Here is a 14,963-nt window from a genome sequence, read left to right as displayed (position 1 = left end):
TGATGACAAAGGAATAACCCAATTATTTTCCGACTATGTCGCATTTCCGTAAAGGGAGCGGCATAGTATTATTTTTATGACGGCTTGCACAAAGGAGAGATTATGATGGCAAACGAGAAAAAATTTCCAATGACTCAAGAGGGAAAAGAGAAGCTCGAAGAAGAACTCGAACATTTGAAAACGGTTAAACGGAAAGAAGTCGTCGAACGCATCAAGGTCGCCCGCAGCTTCGGCGACTTGTCCGAGAACTCCGAGTACGACTCGGCAAAAGAAGACCAGGCCTTCATCGAGGGCCGGATCTCCACGCTGGAATCGATGATCCGCAACGCGGAAATCATCGAGGACAACGGCAACGACGACCGCGTCCAGCTCGGCAAAACAGTGACGTTCAAGGAAATCCCGGACGGCGACGAAGAAGCCTACACGATCGTCGGATCCGCGGAAGCCGACCCGTTCGAAGGCAAGATCTCGAACGACTCCCCGATCGCCAAAGGCCTCATCGGCAAAACCATCGGCGACCGCGTCAAAATCATGACACCCGGCGGCGAAATGGACGTCGAAATCACCTCAATCGGATAACCTGACCCAGCCTCCCTTCAAGGGAGGCTTTCTTTATGGGGAGCGGGCGGGGTTCATTCACGGGGCTGGTTTATATGTGGCTTATACAGAGTGCATGCGCTTTTTCCGGGTGATTCATTGGGTGTGTCCTAGGTTTTGTGTGAATCTGGGGTGGGATGAGGCGAGTGTAATCGGAGGGCAGCCGAGTGTCATCGGAGCGGGGCTGAGTGTAATCGGAACGAGGTTGAGTGTCATCGGAGTGAAGCCGGGTGCCATCACCTTTACTTTTCCTGCAGGGGTATTTGGACATTCACCTCCTTCTGAACAGGACTTACACAGAGAACCGGACTCACCCCCGATTCGTTCCGATGTCCTTCCTAGAGTGAATCTGTAGCTGGAGACATCGGATTTGTTTCTGAAGAAATGGCGCAGGCTCCGCTCTGCGCCACCATCCCGGAAACAACCGGATGAAGCGAGAGTGCCGCAGCGGCAGGCGACGCCGTGGAATCCGCTCCGGAGCATCAGCGGAGAGCGGAGTCCACGGCCCAAGCCCTCCGCCGGCACGAAGCGTCCCGCACTCCGCCCACAACTCCGAGTGACAGCCCCCGGCCGGAAAATGCGGTGAAAACGTGATGAAAATGAAACATGCCGGTAATCTTTTCGTCAAATTAGGGAAAATCGATTATGATAGAGTAAGACAGGGGGAGGAGATGGCATGGACCAACGCAATCTTTCCAGGGTGGAAAGGAATAACCGGAAATCAAACCGGATCCTGAACATTCTCATCGCAATCGTGTTTACCCTGATCGTGGTCACGGCGGCCGGCATCTTCCTGACTGGCGGAAAAGAAACAGCCGGCGGGCAAGACGGGACAAGCGGCGGATCCTCATCCGGCGGCACACCGGAAAGCGGACTGGCGGCGGACACGGATCAAGACGAGGAAACGGGCGAAGATGCCGAAGACCAGAAGCCCGGCGACGAACCGGCCGACCAGGAAGATCCGGAAAAAACGGAAGACCCCGCAGATGCTCAAGACGGGGACGACACATCCGGAGAACCGGGCAAAGTCATCCGGACTCCTTCCGACGAAGGAATCGTCGATGAAACGATCGTCGACACTTCGTGGAAGCCGATCGGCACGGCCCAGTCCGGGGAACACCGGTCCATCTACAGCAAGGGCCATATCGACTGGCAGGAAAAAATCGAAGCGATCGAATACGCCACCGGGATACCGGAAAGCGAGATGATCGTCTGGTATGTGAAGAACGGTGGCGGACCGGACAAATCGGTCGGCACCGTCTCAACGAAAGACCAAAAAGAAAAATATAATGTCCACCTCGAGTGGGTGGACGGAGAAGGATGGAAGCCGGTCCGGCTTGATAGGCTCAACTCCCTGGACGGGGCCTGGTGACCGGACGGTTTCCGACGCGAACGGAGGAACGAAATGAAAATTGCAGTGATCGGCGCAATGGAGGAAGAAGTCGAACTCCTGCGCAGCCGGATGGAACACGCAGAAACAACAGTGGCCGGCAACAGCGAATTTACAGAAGGCCGGCTGGCCGGGCGTGAGGCCATCCTCCTGAAAAGCGGGATCGGGAAGGTGAACGCAGCGATGTCGACGGCCGTCCTGCTCGACCGATTCAAGCCCGATGTCGTCATCAATACCGGCTCCGCCGGCGGATTCCATCACGGCCACGAGGTCGGAACGGTCGTGATTTCGACGGAAGTCCGGCATCATGACGTGGATGCGACCGCATTCGGCTACGAGCCGGGGCAGGTTCCGCAGCTTCCCGCGGCCTTCCCCGCAGACCCGGAGCTGATCCGGATTGCAGGTGAAGCGGTAACGGACATCGGCGAGCATCCCTTCGCTGAAGGGCTCATCGTGACGGGCGATGTATTCATGTCCGACCCGGCCCGGGTGGAAGCCGTCCGGGAACAGTTCCCGGACGTGCTGGCCGCGGAGATGGAAGCGGCGGCGGTGGCGCAGGTCTGCCATCAGTTCGGCGTGCCGTTCGTCGTCATCCGCGCGCTGTCGGACATCGCCGGAAAGGACTCTGCCGTATCATTCGATGAATTCCTCCCTGCGGCGGCGAAGCACTCCGCCGAAACGGTCATGGCCGCCATGTCGAAACTCCCGGAGTCCCGTGATATACTATAATGGTAAATCGAAACGGACAGTCGACAAGGAGTGAACAAGATGGTTTATATCATGGCTGCATCGCTTGTATTGACCGGCATCCTCGGCGCCATCATGATGGCCCAGCTCGGTTCTGAAAAAGAATGATCCAATCAGTCGGCCCTTCTTCCGCTTCCCGCGGAAGAGGGGCCTCTTTCATGCTTGAACTGCTGGTACAGTTTGACGAGTGCCCGCTTTTCGATCCGGGAAACATAGCTTCTCGAGATGTTCAGCTGGGCGGCGATGTCTTTCTGGGTCATCGGGATGTCGTCGAGCAGTCCGTACCGCCGCTGGATGATCTCCAGTTCCCTTGCGTCCAGCTTCGTCAGATGGCGGTAAAGGTGGTCGAACCGTTCTCTTCGTTCCAGCCGCTCGTCGGCGGTGGACTCGTCGATCTTCAGGATATCGGTGATCTGAAGAGAGTAGCCGTCTTTGTCCGTGCCGATCGGCTCATAAAGTGATACGTCTTTCTGGACTTTTTTCTGCGCGCGCAGATGCATCAGGATCTCATTTTCGATGCAGCGCGCCGCGTAGGTGGAGAACTTCGTCTTCTTGTCGGCCGTGAAGCTGCCGACGGCCTTCATGAGTCCGATTGTCCCGATGGAGATATAGTCGTCGAGCTGCTCGTGCTTCGGGTGGAACTTCTTGACGATGTGGGCGACGAGGCGCATGTTCCGTTCGATCAGCTGATCGCGTGCCTCTTCGTCCCCCTCGGCCACCCGTCTGAGGCAGTCCGCCTCCTCTTCGGCGTTCATCGGTTTCAGGAATGCCTGGCCCTTCAGATACCCGAACATTGCAGGGATTTCAATCCAGAGCTGCAGCAGGGCAGCGAAAATCCCGCTCACGGGAACACCTCCGTCATTGTTTCTGTCACCATATGTCAGCGGGCCGCGATTCATGAAGCGCTCTCCTTCGGCGGCCCAGGAAGGACGGAACAATCTTAGGTGAGCGGACAGCCGGCGCTATGGTATAATCGGGAAAGAATTCAGAGGCAATGGAGTGGATCGGGTGTATCGTCTTTTTTTACCGAGTGAATATGTAAAGAATGTATTCCGGGTCACGCCGGAAAAACTAAAGGAGAACGGCATCCGCGGCATCATCACGGACCTCGACAACACGCTCGTCGAGTGGGACCGGCCCGATGCGACCGAAGAGATCATCGAGTGGGCGGAAGGGATGAAAAAAGCCGGAATCCGGGTCACGATCGTTTCCAATAACAACGAGGGCCGGGTGAAGGCGTTCGCCGACCCGCTCGGCATCCCGTTCATCCATAAGGCAAGGAAACCGATGGGCCGCGCATTCCGCCGGGCCGTCCGCCAGATGGGCATGAAAAAAGAGGATGTGGCGGTGATCGGCGACCAGCTCATGACCGATATTTTCGGCGGCAACCGCAGCGGCCTTCACACTATCCTCGTCGTGCCGGTCTCGTCAAAAGACGGGTTCATCACGAAGTTCAACCGGACGATCGAGCGGCGGATCATGAAAAAGCTGAAGCGCAAAGGGCTTCTTGACTAGGAGGAAGTTAAATGACAGAACCGATCGCCTGCACCGGATGCGGTGCGATCCTGCAGACGGAAGATGAACAGGCGCCGGGCTACGCCCCGGAAGCCTCGCTCCAGAAAGACATGCCCCTCTGCAGGCGCTGTTTCAGGCTCAGGAACTACAACGAAATCCAGCCGGTCCCGCTGACGGATGATGATTTCCTCAAAATCCTCAACACGGTCGGCGATTCCAAAGGCCTCGTCGTCTACGTGGTCGACATATTCGACTTCAACGGGAGCTGGATCCCCGGCCTGCACCGGTTTGCCGGAAAAAATCCGGTCCTTCTCGTCGGCAACAAAGTGGACCTGCTGCCGAAATCGGTGAAGGAACAGAAGCTGAAAAACTGGATGAAGGCGGAGGCAAGGAAGCTCGGCCTCCATGCAGAGGACGTCCTGCTCGTCAGCGCCTTCAAGGGCACCGGCATCAGCGAGGCCATCGAGGAAATCGAACGGCTGCGCGGCGGCGGGGATGTGTTTGTCGTCGGCTGCACGAACGTCGGCAAATCGACGTTCATCAACCGGATCATCAAGCAGGTGGCGGGGGAAGAAGACATCATCACGACTTCCCACTTCCCGGGCACGACGCTTGATATGATCGACATCCCGCTTGACGACGGCAAATCGATCTTCGACACGCCGGGCATCATCAATCACCACCAGATGGCCCATTACCTGGATCCGTCGGAGCTGAAAGTGATCACGCCGAAAAAAGAGATCAAGCCGAAAGTCTTTCAGCTCAACGAAGGACAGACGCTGTTCATGGGCGGGCTGGCCCGCTTTGATTACTTGCAGGGCGGCAGGACCGCCTTCACGCTGCATCTGTCAAACGGCCTGGACATCCACCGGACGAAGCTTGAAAATGCCGACTCTCTCTACAGCCGGCATCTCGGGGACATGCTCGCACCCCCGTCCGGGAAGTCGCTTGAAGGATTCCCGGAGCTTGTCCGCCATGAGTTTTCCATCAAAGAAGGGAAGACGGACATCGTCATCTCCGGACTCGGCTGGATCACCGTCCAGCAGCCGGGGAAAGTGGTGGCGGTTCATGCGCCGCAGGGCGTCGAAGTGATGCTCCGTCCGTCCCTGATCTGAACGGGGGAAAGACGATGAAAAAGTGGTATGCCGTTCTCGGCGATCCGGTTTCACATTCGAAATCCCCCGCCATGCATGAACATTGGTTCGGGGAGAACGCTATTGATGCAAGTTATATCCCGGTCCATGTCCCGGCGGGCGAAGTCGGCGAAGCCGTCCGCTCGCTCCGGACGCTCGGCGCTTCCGGGTGGAATGTCACCGTGCCGCACAAGCAGGCGATCATCCCGTTTTTGGATGAGCTCGATTCGCTGGCGGAGGCGATGCAGGCGGTAAACACGGTCCGCGTGATGCCGGACGGACGGCTGCGCGGATCGAACACGGACGGCCCCGGCTTTGTCCGCTCGCTTGAACAGGCGGCAGGGCCGGCGGCGAAAGAAGAAAAAGTGCTGATCGTCGGCGCGGGCGGCGCGGCAAGCGGGATCGCCCTCGCCCTTATGCAAGAGGGCTACCGCCATGTGTCCGTCTGCAACCGGACGGTCGGGAAGGCGGAGTACATCACCGGAAAAACGGGCGGCGAAGCACTGTCCCTCGCGGAGGCGGAGGAACGTCTCGGTGAATACCGGATCCTCATCCAGACAACGCCGGTCGGGATGTCGACCGCCCGGGCGGGTCTCCCGCTCGGCCTGCACAATCTGTCGCCGGATGCCCTCGTCGCGGACATTGTCTACAGTCCGCTTCATACAGAATTCCTCAAGGCGGCCATGGCGAACGGAAACCGGATCGTGGACGGGCTCGGCATGTTCATTTTCCAGGGGGCGCTGGCCTTTCGAGAATGGACGGGCATCCTGCCGGACACAGAAAAAATGAGAGAACGATTAATGCGTGAAATGGGGTATTCAGATGTTGAAGGGAAAACAAAAGAGCTTTCTGAGAAGTGAGGCCCACCATCTCCAGCCGCTGTTCCAGGTCGGAAAACACGGAGTCAACGACGAACTGATCGAAGGCGTCGGGGACGCACTTGAAAAACGCGAACTTCTCAAAGTGAGCGTGCTTCAGAATTGTCCGGAAGATCGCACCGAAGTGGCGGAGAAACTGGTGGAAGGCACCGGTGCCGAACTCGTCCAGGTGATCGGCAACACGATCGTCCTCTACAGAGAGTCGAAGGAAAACAAGCGGCTCATGCTGCCGCGTGGGTGAACGCAAACGGGTCGGCCTCATCGGGGGGACGTTCAATCCGCCCCATGTCGGACATCTCATGATTGCGGAAGGCGTCAGGGATGCATGCGGACTGGATGAGATTCGGTTCATGCCGAACGCCGTTCCTCCCCACAAGGTGAAGGCGGGGGACGCGGACGCCGCCCAGCGGCTCCGCATGACCGAACTGGCCATTTCCGGCAACCCCCATTTTTCAGTGGAAAGGATCGAGGTAGACGCCGGCGGGATTTCCTACACGTCGCAGACGATGGATCTCCTGATCGCCCGGGAGCCCGGGACCGATTTTTCCTTCATCATCGGGGGGGACAGCGTCGATCAGCTCGGCACCTGGTTTGACATCGACGGACTCATCGAAAAAGTGGAGTTCATTGGGGTCTCCAGGCCGGGAAGCGCCGGCATCACCCATTATCCGGTCCGGATGGTGGATGTTCCGCAAATCGACCTGTCATCCACGGAAGTCCGCAGACGCCTGGCGGAAGGCCGTTCGGTGAAATATCTGCTGCCGGAGACGGTCATTTCGTTTATCGGAAAGGAGGGCCTCTATGGATGCGGAAAAGCTGAAAGCTGAAGTCGGAAAGCGGCTGCCTTTGGGCCGTTTCGAGCACGTGCTGAGAGTCGCGGATGAAGCGGTCCGGCTCGCGGAGCGGTTCGGAATCGACCGGGAACAGGCGAAGACCGCCGCCCTGCTGCACGACGTCGCCAAGGCGATGCCGAAGGACGAACTGCGCCGCCTCGTCTCTTCGGAAGGAGATCCGCAGGGAGTGCTGGATTTCCATCACGAGCTCTGGCATGCACCGGCCGGCGCCCTCATCGCCGAACAGGAATTCGGCATCCGCGACAAGGCCATCCTGGACGCCATCCGGTTCCATACGACGGGGAGGAAAGGCATGTCCGGGCTGGAACAGGTCGTTTACGTGGCCGACATGATCGAGCCGGGGAGGGATTTCCCGGGAGTCGGAGAACTTCGTGAAGCCGCGCGGGAATCCCTCAAGGAAAGCGTCCTTGCCTGTTCGGCACATAACATCCGCTATCTGGCCGGAAAGCGGGCCCAGATCCACCCGGATACGCTCGAATGCTTTAATGACAGTCTTCTTTGAAAGGAAGTTTTGAAACCATGACGAACGAGACATTGCTTGAAACGGTTTACGAGGCAGCGGATGACAAGAAAGCGGCGGATATCGTCGTCCTGAACATGCAGGGGATTTCGCTGCTTGCCGACTATTTCCTCATCTGCCACGGAAACTCTGAACGGCAGGTCCAGTCCATTGCCCGGGAAATCAAGGACAAGGCCGAAGAGGCAGGCCATGATGTCAGGCGGATGGAGGGCTACGATGCCGGCCGGTGGGTGCTCGTCGATCTGGGAGATGTCGTCGCCCATGTCTTCCACCGGGATGAGCGGACGTATTATAATCTCGAGCGCCTCTGGGGAGACGCGCCCGAACTGGATCTCGGGGAAGTCCGATGACATCCGGCGCTTACGGGGCTTTTGCCTCGGTGTACGACAGTCTCATGGATGACATCCCCTACCGGGAATACGCGGATCTCATCGTCCGCAAAGCCGGTCCGGGCGCCGGTCGGAAGCTGCTGGACATCGGCTGCGGCACCGGCGTCTTGTCGGCGCTCCTTGCGCAGGAAGGGTTTTCGGTCACGGGCATCGACGCCTCGCCGGAAATGCTGTCCGTGGCGCGGGAACGCTTCGGCCTGCTCGGTCTGGACGGACAATTTTTTGAACAGCGGATGGAGGAACTTGAAGGGCATGACGGCTTTGATGTGGCCGTCATTGCCATCGATTCCCTGAATTACGTGACCGGGCCCGAAGAGGTCCGGTCCGTTTTCCGCGGGGTCCGCGAATCGCTGAAAGACGGCGGGCATCTCATCTTCGATGTCCATTCCCCGTATAAGATGACCGATCTGTTTCTCGACGGGCCGTTCACGGCGGATTTTGAGGATGTTTCTTATATGTGGAATACATATCCGGGGGAAGACCCGCTATCGGTCGAGTCCGAACTGAGCTTTTTCATCCGCCGGCCGGACGGGCTGTACGAACGCAGGGACGAGTTTCATCTTCAGCGGACCTTTCCGCCGGACGTTTTCGCGGACATGCTTGCCGGAGAGGGGTTCACCGTCCTGGACATCACGGCCGACTGGCAAGAGGAGTCTCCGGGCGAGACGAGCGAGCGGCTTTTCTTCCACGCGGTGAGGTAGGGGCTTCCTTACGGCCGGAGAATCGGGTATAGTGGAGGGGACTCCATGGCCCGCCGTCCGGAGGAAGGAATGAGCCTTCATTTCGGCATGGGTGAAAATGCACTGGAGGAAGCTGATCCCCCCGATTGCAGCTTCCGTCCTGGTTCTTTGCGTGATCCTGTATACATTGTCAAGCCGGTCCGCGGTCACTCCGACGGACTTGTTCATCCCTGTCGACGAGGGGATGGCCGGCGAGACTGCCGATGACCGTGCGGATGAAGCCGCTGCGGTCATTTTTATTGACGTGAAGGGGGCGGTCGGAAAGCCCGGCGTCTACAGGGCGGAAGAGGGGGACCGGGTCATCGACGCGGTCGCCATGGCCGGGGGTTTTCTGCCGGATGCCATGGAGGATGCCATCAATCACGCCGAGCGGCTGCACGACGAAATGGTCGTCTACGTGCCGTTTCTTCTGTCTGAAGGAGAGGCGGGGGAGGCGGCGGTTCCGGAGGTGCCGGCGTCGGGCGGCTGGGCGCAGGATGACGGCAAAGTGAACCTCAACAAGGCGGATGCCGCCGAACTGATGACCCTTCCCGGCATCGGCCCCGCCAAGGCGGAGGCGATCCTTGCCCACCGGGAGCAGAACGGGCCGTTCGGCAAGCCGGAGGACCTGATGGAGATCACGGGGATCGGGGAAAAGACCTTTGCCCGGCTGGAAGAACTGATCACGGTAAAATGACAGGTTGCCCGCAAAACCGGCAACCGCTAGACTTGAATGAACAACCATCAACGGGAGGCGTACACCATGGAGCGGATTACGTGGGATCAATTTTTTATGGCACAGAGCCAGTTGCTGGCACTTCGCAGCACATGCACGAGGCTTTCGGTCGGCGCGACGATCGTCCGGGACAACCGGATCGTCGCAGGCGGCTATAACGGGTCGATTTCCGGAGGCGACCACTGCATTGATAAAGGATGCTATGTCGTGGACAATCATTGCATCCGGACAATCCATGCGGAGATGAACGCGCTGCTCCAATGCGCCAAGTACGGGATTCCGGTGGCGGGCGCGGAAGTGTATGTCACTCATTTCCCTTGCCTGCAGTGCACGAAATCGATCATCCAGGCAGGCATCTCGAAGCTCGTCTACGCGAAAGACTATAAAAATCATGAATATGCAATCGAACTGCTTGCCCAGGCGGGCGTGGAAGTGGTCAAGATCCCGTTTGAGGAAGGAAAGATCGATTTCCGCTCAGAGCAAAAGATGGGCCTCTTTGAAGAATTGCTCGAACGCCTGGCGGAATCAGGAGCGGAGCCGGATGAGCTTGCCGGCTATGAAGGGAAGGTGAGGGCGCTATTTGGCNCAAGGCGGAGGCGATCCTTGCCCACCGGGAGCAGAACGGGCCGTTCGGCAAGCCGGAGGACCTGATGGAGATCACGGGGATCGGGGAAAAGACCTTTGCCCGGCTGGAAGAACTGATCACGGTAAAATGACAGGTTGCCCGCAAAACCGGCAACCGCTAGACTTGAATGAACAACCATCAACGGGAGGCGTACACCATGGAGCGGATTACGTGGGATCAATTTTTTATGGCACAGAGCCAGTTGCTGGCACTTCGCAGCACATGCACGAGGCTTTCGGTCGGCGCGACGATCGTCCGGGACAACCGGATCGTCGCAGGCGGCTATAACGGGTCGATTTCCGGAGGCGACCACTGCATTGATAAAGGATGCTATGTCGTGGACAATCATTGCATCCGGACAATCCATGCGGAGATGAACGCGCTGCTCCAATGCGCCAAGTACGGGATTCCGGTGGCGGGCGCGGAAGTGTATGTCACTCATTTCCCTTGCCTGCAGTGCACGAAATCGATCATCCAGGCAGGCATCTCGAAGCTCGTCTACGCGAAAGACTATAAAAATCATGAATATGCAATCGAACTGCTTGCCCAGGCGGGCGTGGAAGTGGTCAAGATCCCGTTTGAGGAAGGAAAGATCGATTTCCGCTCAGAGCAAAAGATGGGCCTCTTTGAAGAATTGCTCGAACGCCTGGCGGAATCAGGAGCGGAGCCGGATGAGCTTGCCGGCTATGAAGGGAAGGTGAGGGCGCTATTTGGCTGAGGTTCCTGCTGAATCCGGTCGTTTATATTGCCTGGCCGGCCGTCGCCGTGTCGGCGGCCGTGACCGGGTCGCCGGCTTGTTTGGCGCTGCTCGTTCCGGTGGCCGCCATCATGGCGGCCAAGCGCGAGCCGCCTGCGGTGTGGCTCGCTTTTTTGATCTTGACGGCGGCCCTTTTTGTAGCCATGGACAAGAGGCTGCCGGAACCGCCGGCCCCCGACTACAGTCCCGGCACGATCGAGTGGACCGACCAGATCCGGGTCGACGGGGACCGGATGCGCGGGTTCGTCCGCGATCCGGGCGGTTTCCGCTGGTATGCCGTCCTCGTCTTCCGTTCAGAAGAAGAGAAGTCGGCCCTTCTCTCGGCCGGCGCCGCGGGCAACCGGTTCCGGGTCGTGGCGGCCAGGACGGAGCCCGGCCGGCCCGCCCACGAATATGCATTCGACATGTCCCGGTGGCTGCGTTCCGAAGGCGCCGCCGGGACGCTTGAACTCCGTCTGTCCGGATACGCCGGACCGGCCCCGGGTCCGTCCGCCGCGCTCAGGCGACACAGGGAGCGGCTCGGGGGCCACATCCGCGAAACCTTTCCAGGACCGGTCGCCGCTGAGGCGGAAGCGCTCCTGATCGGCGAGCGATCCGCAATGGATCCGCTTGACGAGCGATCCTACCGGAGGCTCGGCATCACGCATCTGTTCGCGATCTCCGGACTCCACGTCGGCATTCTCACATTGCTGCTGAGGGAAGGGCTGCTCCGGCTCCGGGTGCGGACCCATATCGTGCGGCTCGTCCTCCTGATCTTCCTGCCGTGCTACGCCATTCTCGCCGGCGGCGCACCGTCCGTCTGGCGCGCGGTCATCCTGTCTTCTCTCCTGCTCGTCGGCTCCGGCGTCCGCAGAGAGCGGAGGCTCGACCTGATGCTGACTGCGGGCATGGTCTTGTTCCTGCTCATCTACCCCCACGCCGTGCTCAAGCCCGGCTTCCAGATGAGCTACGCCGCGGCATTTGCCCTGATTCATTCCCAAGCGATCCTCTCACGCGCGAAAAGCGTGCTTCATCAGTCTTTCCTCGTATCGGCCGTCTGCCAGACTGCGGTCACCCCGATCCTTCTTTTTCATTTCCATGAAACATCCATTTCGGCGCTCGCCGCCAATCTGATCTTCGTGCCGGTGTTCACCATTCTCATCCTGCCGGCCAATCTGCTGTTTCTCGGGTTCAGTTTCCTTTCGCCCGCTGTTGTCCAGTGGCTGTTCGCCCTGTATGTGCCGGTCCGCGGGTGGCTCGGCGGCGCGATCCGGAAAGCCGGGGATCTCCCGCTCTCGGTCTGGATTCCCGGAAGGCCCGCACTGTTGCCGCTGATCGTTCTCGTCTCGGGGATCTTCCTGTTTTTTGTATTGCTGGAACGCGGGCGGGGCTTCCTGCGCGCGGGATCCGTTTCGCTGATCGGGCCGGTGCTGCTCCTTCATTTCTGGCATCACGCCGATCCGTCGCTGCGCGTGACGTTCCTCGACGTCGGGCAGGGGGATGCGGCCGTGATCGAACTGCCGCATCGCCGGGGTGTCATCCTTGTCGATACGGGCGGCGTGCTCCGCTTCCCCGACGACGAGTGGAAGAGGCGTTCGGGAAGATTTGAAGTCGGCACGCAGATCGTCCTCCCGTACCTGAAAGGGCGGGGCATCGATGACGTCGATCTGCTTGTCCTGTCGCATCCGGACGCCGATCACTCGGAGGCGGCCGACGAGGTGATCCGGGAAATCCGCGTAAAGGAAATCCATATCGGCCCCGGAACCTACGCGGATGCCGGCTATGCCGAGGCCGTCCGTGCCGCCCGGGAAAAACGGGTGCCGGTCCGTGAAGTGAGGGACGGCTTCGGCTGGATCTGCTCCGGGACCCGGTTCACTTATCTGAGTCCGGAGCAGAAGGAATATGAAGGCAACAACGACTCGCTCGTCCTCCATGTGGAGAAGGGAGAAAGCAGGTTCCTGTTCACGGGGGATCTGGAAGTGGCGGGTGAGGCTGCGATAGCGGAAAAATACGGGGATACCCATCTGCCCCTCTCCGTCCTGAAAGCGGGCCATCATGGCAGCAGGACGTCGAGCGGGGAAGGATTTCTCGTTGCGGCGGATCCGGCGCTCACCATTTTCTCGGCCGGACGGAACAACCGGTACGGCCATCCCCATCCGGACGTCGTCGAACGGCTCGGGGATCTCGGCCTGAAGTCGATCTCGACGGCTGATTACGGGACGATCACGATCATCGAAAAGGGCGGCAGGCTGTCCGTCCGGACGTCGGCAGAGCCCGGTGCGGCCGAATAAAAAAACGGGAGCCCCGGATTACCGGAAGCTCCCGTCTGGATCAGCGTGCAACGAGTTCGATGACTGTAGCGATGACAAAGATCAAAGAAAAGAAAACAAAGGATAAGACAAAGCCCATGCCAGCATCGATGACGTCGTTGCGCTTCGTTTGCGGATCGTGTTCAAATTCGTTCATTGCTACCCCTCCTAATTCATCCTACATTATACGGGATGCGCGACAAAAAAGCTATATTGTTCAGGGGGAACCGGTCCGCCCGGGCCAGCGTTCAAAAATTGTTCATAAAGTCCCTGCCGACCCGGTCATGTATAATGGAAGAAGCAACCCGCCGGGAATGGAGTGTTGAAGATGATCACGGAACAATGGAGGAAAATCACGGCCGGCGACTTGGCGCCGGTTTACCTGATCAGCGGGACGGAACTGTACTTTTTCGACGAGACCGTCCGGCGGATCAAAGAAGCGATGCCGGAAGCCGCCGATTCGGAGCTGTCCATATTCGACCTGGAGGAAACCCCGGTGGAAGCCGTCATCGAAGAAGCGGACACCGTCCCATTTTTCAGCGACCGGAAGTTGCTGATCGCCAAAAATGCGGGTTTCCTGAAGGCCTCCGACAAATCAAAGGAAAAAGTCGTCCATGACCTGGAGCGCCTGTCCAACTGGCTCGACCATCCGCCGGAAAGTGCCGTCACCGTTTTCCTGGCCCCTTATGAAAAGCTCGATGCTCGCAAGAAAATCGTCAAGCAGTTCCGCAAACAGGCGGTCTGCCTCGAAGCCGAGGCGCTCAAGCCGCATGATCTGGAGACATGGGTCAAGCAGGAAGCGGCCCGCTGCGGCTCGCGCATCACGGACGACGCCGTCCGGACGCTCATTTCCCGGGGAGGGGACGACCTTCTGAAGCTCGGAAATGAAATGGAGAAGCTCGTCCTGTACGCGGACGGCGGGGAAATCGACGTCGTGACGGTCAACCTTCTGATCGCCAAGACACCTGAGGACGATGCGTTCAAGCTGCTCGATGCCTTCATGGCGGGCAGGACTGGGGAGGCGCTGTCCATCTACCGCGACCTGCTCCGCAACCGGGAGGAGCCGATCCGCCTGAACGCCCTCCTGGCCAACCAGGTGCGGCTCATGATCCAGGTGGGCGCGCTGAAACGGAAAGGCTACCAGCAGCACCAGATCGCCAAGCAGCTGAAAGTCCATCCGTACAGGGTCAAGCTGATCCTCGACAATCACCGGATGACCGACGAATCCCGGCTCCTGGAAGTCCTGGCCCGGCTGGCGGAGGCGGATCTCCGCCTGAAAACGGTCAGCGGCAACCGGGAGCGTGTGCTGGAACTCGTCCTGCTGCATCCGGTGAAGGGCTGATCAACAAAAGAGGAGCACCCGGAAAATCACCGGTGCTCCTCTTTTTTGATCCGAAAAACAAAAACCCCGTTCCGGATTGACCGGATCGGGGGCGGGTCCCAGACGGAATTATTGAGCTTTTTTCGTCAGGCGGGATTTTTGGCGGGCAGCCGTGTTTTTATGGATCAGCCCTTTATTTGCCGCTTTGTCGAGTTTCTGAACTGCGTCTTTCAGAAGCTCGTTTGCATGTTCATCGTTGTTTTGAAGAGCCGTTTCAGCTTTCTTCATTGCCGTACGCATGGCAGATTTCTGCATCGTGTTCTGTGCGTTCACAGCTTCGTTTTGACGTACGCGTTTGACCGCTTGTTTGATGTTTGGCAATGGATTCACCTCCATTCAAGGTCAGGTAAAGTAGCCCGATCCGGTTCATGCCGTTTCCGTGCAACAAAAATCATTTTATCAAAACCGCGCCCCGATTGCAATAAACAACCTGC

Annotated in this window: 21 protein-coding genes; 17 read left to right on the top strand and 4 right to left on the bottom strand. The window is 58.8% G+C overall.

From position 1 onward, the window contains the following. Nucleotides 1-105 precede the first annotated feature (105 nt). The 3 genes from greA to mtnN all read left to right on the top strand — a co-directional run bounded on the left by greA (nt 106) and on the right by mtnN (nt 2,716). Nucleotides 106-579, top strand: a complete 474-nt coding sequence (gene greA / locus BN1189_RS13800; protein WP_040228923.1) for a transcription elongation factor GreA — start codon at nt 106-108, stop codon at nt 577-579. A gap of 694 nt (nt 580-1,273) precedes the next feature. Continuing rightward, on the top strand, nt 1,274-1,969 hold the full coding sequence (locus BN1189_RS13795) for a YrrS family protein (protein ID WP_040228887.1): 696 nt from the start codon (nt 1,274-1,276) through the stop codon (nt 1,967-1,969). A 33-nt stretch (nt 1,970-2,002) separates the two neighbouring features. Continuing rightward, complete coding sequence (gene mtnN, locus BN1189_RS13790; RefSeq protein WP_040228886.1) at nt 2,003-2,716, top strand: 5'-methylthioadenosine/S-adenosylhomocysteine nucleosidase; 714 nt, start codon at nt 2,003-2,005, stop codon at nt 2,714-2,716. A gap of 131 nt (nt 2,717-2,847) precedes the next feature. On the opposite strand, the gene sigK is transcribed toward mtnN, so the two are convergent. Further along, nucleotides 2,848-3,579: an RNA polymerase sporulation sigma factor SigK gene (gene sigK / locus BN1189_RS13785; protein ID WP_040228885.1), complete on the bottom strand. Its 732-nt coding sequence runs from the start codon at nt 3,577-3,579 to the stop codon at nt 2,848-2,850. A gap of 163 nt (nt 3,580-3,742) precedes the next feature. On the opposite strand from sigK, the gene BN1189_RS13780 reads away from it, so the two are divergent. The 12 genes from BN1189_RS13780 to BN1189_RS13725 all read left to right on the top strand — a co-directional run bounded on the left by BN1189_RS13780 (nt 3,743) and on the right by BN1189_RS13725 (nt 10,821). Further along, nucleotides 3,743-4,249, top strand: coding sequence for a YqeG family HAD IIIA-type phosphatase (locus BN1189_RS13780; protein WP_040228922.1), 507 nt, complete (start codon nt 3,743-3,745; stop codon nt 4,247-4,249). A gap of 11 nt (nt 4,250-4,260) precedes the next feature. After that, entirely contained in the window at nt 4,261-5,364 is a 1,104-nt protein-coding gene (gene yqeH / locus BN1189_RS13775) for a ribosome biogenesis GTPase YqeH (RefSeq protein WP_040228884.1), read from the top strand. A gap of 14 nt (nt 5,365-5,378) precedes the next feature. After that, the gene (gene aroE, locus BN1189_RS13770) at nt 5,379-6,242 is read left to right on the top strand and encodes a shikimate dehydrogenase (protein WP_040228883.1); all 864 of its coding nucleotides are present in this window, start codon (nt 5,379-5,381) and stop codon (nt 6,240-6,242) included. Beyond that, nucleotides 6,205-6,501: a ribosome assembly RNA-binding protein YhbY gene (gene yhbY, locus BN1189_RS13765; protein WP_040228882.1), complete on the top strand. Its 297-nt coding sequence runs from the start codon at nt 6,205-6,207 to the stop codon at nt 6,499-6,501. Before aroE ends, yhbY begins: the two co-directional genes overlap by 38 nt. Continuing rightward, nucleotides 6,494-7,087 (top strand): nicotinate-nucleotide adenylyltransferase, encoded by a 594-nt coding sequence (locus BN1189_RS13760; RefSeq protein ID WP_040228881.1) that lies wholly within the window; start codon nt 6,494-6,496, stop codon nt 7,085-7,087. The genes yhbY and BN1189_RS13760 overlap by 8 nt, the downstream gene beginning before the upstream one ends. Continuing rightward, nucleotides 7,062-7,616 (top strand): bis(5'-nucleosyl)-tetraphosphatase (symmetrical) YqeK, encoded by a 555-nt coding sequence (yqeK, locus tag BN1189_RS13755; protein WP_040228880.1) that lies wholly within the window; start codon nt 7,062-7,064, stop codon nt 7,614-7,616. Before BN1189_RS13760 ends, yqeK begins: the two co-directional genes overlap by 26 nt. Before the next feature lie 17 nt (nt 7,617-7,633). Continuing rightward, nucleotides 7,634-7,984: a ribosome silencing factor gene (gene rsfS, locus BN1189_RS13750; protein ID WP_040228879.1), complete on the top strand. Its 351-nt coding sequence runs from the start codon at nt 7,634-7,636 to the stop codon at nt 7,982-7,984. Beyond that, entirely contained in the window at nt 7,981-8,724 is a 744-nt protein-coding gene (locus BN1189_RS13745; protein WP_040228878.1) for a class I SAM-dependent DNA methyltransferase, read from the top strand. The genes rsfS and BN1189_RS13745 overlap by 4 nt, the downstream gene beginning before the upstream one ends. Nucleotides 8,725-8,821: 97 nt before the next feature. Beyond that, complete coding sequence (locus BN1189_RS13740) at nt 8,822-9,439, top strand: helix-hairpin-helix domain-containing protein (protein ID WP_040228877.1); 618 nt, start codon at nt 8,822-8,824, stop codon at nt 9,437-9,439. Nucleotides 9,440-9,505: 66 nt separating this feature from the next. Continuing rightward, complete coding sequence (locus tag BN1189_RS13735) at nt 9,506-10,129, top strand: ComE operon protein 2 (RefSeq protein WP_040228876.1); 624 nt, start codon at nt 9,506-9,508, stop codon at nt 10,127-10,129. Further along, a complete protein-coding gene (locus BN1189_RS16595; RefSeq protein WP_257125460.1) occupies nt 10,078-10,194 on the top strand; it encodes a ComEA family DNA-binding protein in 117 nt (38 codons plus the stop codon). Before BN1189_RS13735 ends, BN1189_RS16595 begins: the two co-directional genes overlap by 52 nt. A gap of 66 nt (nt 10,195-10,260) precedes the next feature. Beyond that, nucleotides 10,261-10,821 (top strand): ComE operon protein 2, encoded by a 561-nt coding sequence (locus BN1189_RS13725; RefSeq protein WP_040228875.1) that lies wholly within the window; start codon nt 10,261-10,263, stop codon nt 10,819-10,821. Nucleotides 10,822-10,843: 22 nt separating this feature from the next. Here the strand turns inward: BN1189_RS13725 and BN1189_RS16210 are convergent, their stop codons facing one another. Next, complete coding sequence (locus BN1189_RS16210; protein WP_179860961.1) at nt 10,844-11,005, bottom strand: hypothetical protein; 162 nt, start codon at nt 11,003-11,005, stop codon at nt 10,844-10,846. Here BN1189_RS16210 and BN1189_RS13720 point away from each other — a divergent pair. Continuing rightward, the gene (locus BN1189_RS13720) at nt 11,004-13,130 is read left to right on the top strand and encodes a DNA internalization-related competence protein ComEC/Rec2 (protein ID WP_052455872.1); all 2,127 of its coding nucleotides are present in this window, start codon (nt 11,004-11,006) and stop codon (nt 13,128-13,130) included. The genes BN1189_RS16210 and BN1189_RS13720 overlap by 2 nt on opposite strands. Nucleotides 13,131-13,170: 40 nt before the next feature. Here the strand turns inward: BN1189_RS13720 and BN1189_RS13715 are convergent, their stop codons facing one another. Continuing rightward, on the bottom strand, nt 13,171-13,305 hold the full coding sequence (locus tag BN1189_RS13715) for a YqzM family protein (protein ID WP_040228873.1): 135 nt from the start codon (nt 13,303-13,305) through the stop codon (nt 13,171-13,173). A gap of 171 nt (nt 13,306-13,476) precedes the next feature. On the opposite strand from BN1189_RS13715, the gene holA reads away from it, so the two are divergent. Beyond that, nucleotides 13,477-14,490, top strand: a complete 1,014-nt coding sequence (gene holA, locus BN1189_RS13710) for a DNA polymerase III subunit delta (protein ID WP_040228872.1) — start codon at nt 13,477-13,479, stop codon at nt 14,488-14,490. Nucleotides 14,491-14,598: 108 nt separating this feature from the next. Here holA and rpsT read toward each other — a convergent pair whose 3' ends face one another. Next, on the bottom strand, nt 14,599-14,850 hold the full coding sequence (gene rpsT, locus BN1189_RS13705) for a 30S ribosomal protein S20 (protein WP_040228871.1): 252 nt from the start codon (nt 14,848-14,850) through the stop codon (nt 14,599-14,601). Nucleotides 14,851-14,963 lie beyond the last annotated feature (113 nt).

This window comes from Bhargavaea cecembensis (genome assembly GCF_000826125.2).
Classification (GTDB): domain Bacteria; phylum Bacillota; class Bacilli; order Bacillales_A; family Planococcaceae; genus Bhargavaea; species Bhargavaea cecembensis_B.
This window is presented reverse-complemented; position numbering and strand designations above follow the sequence as displayed.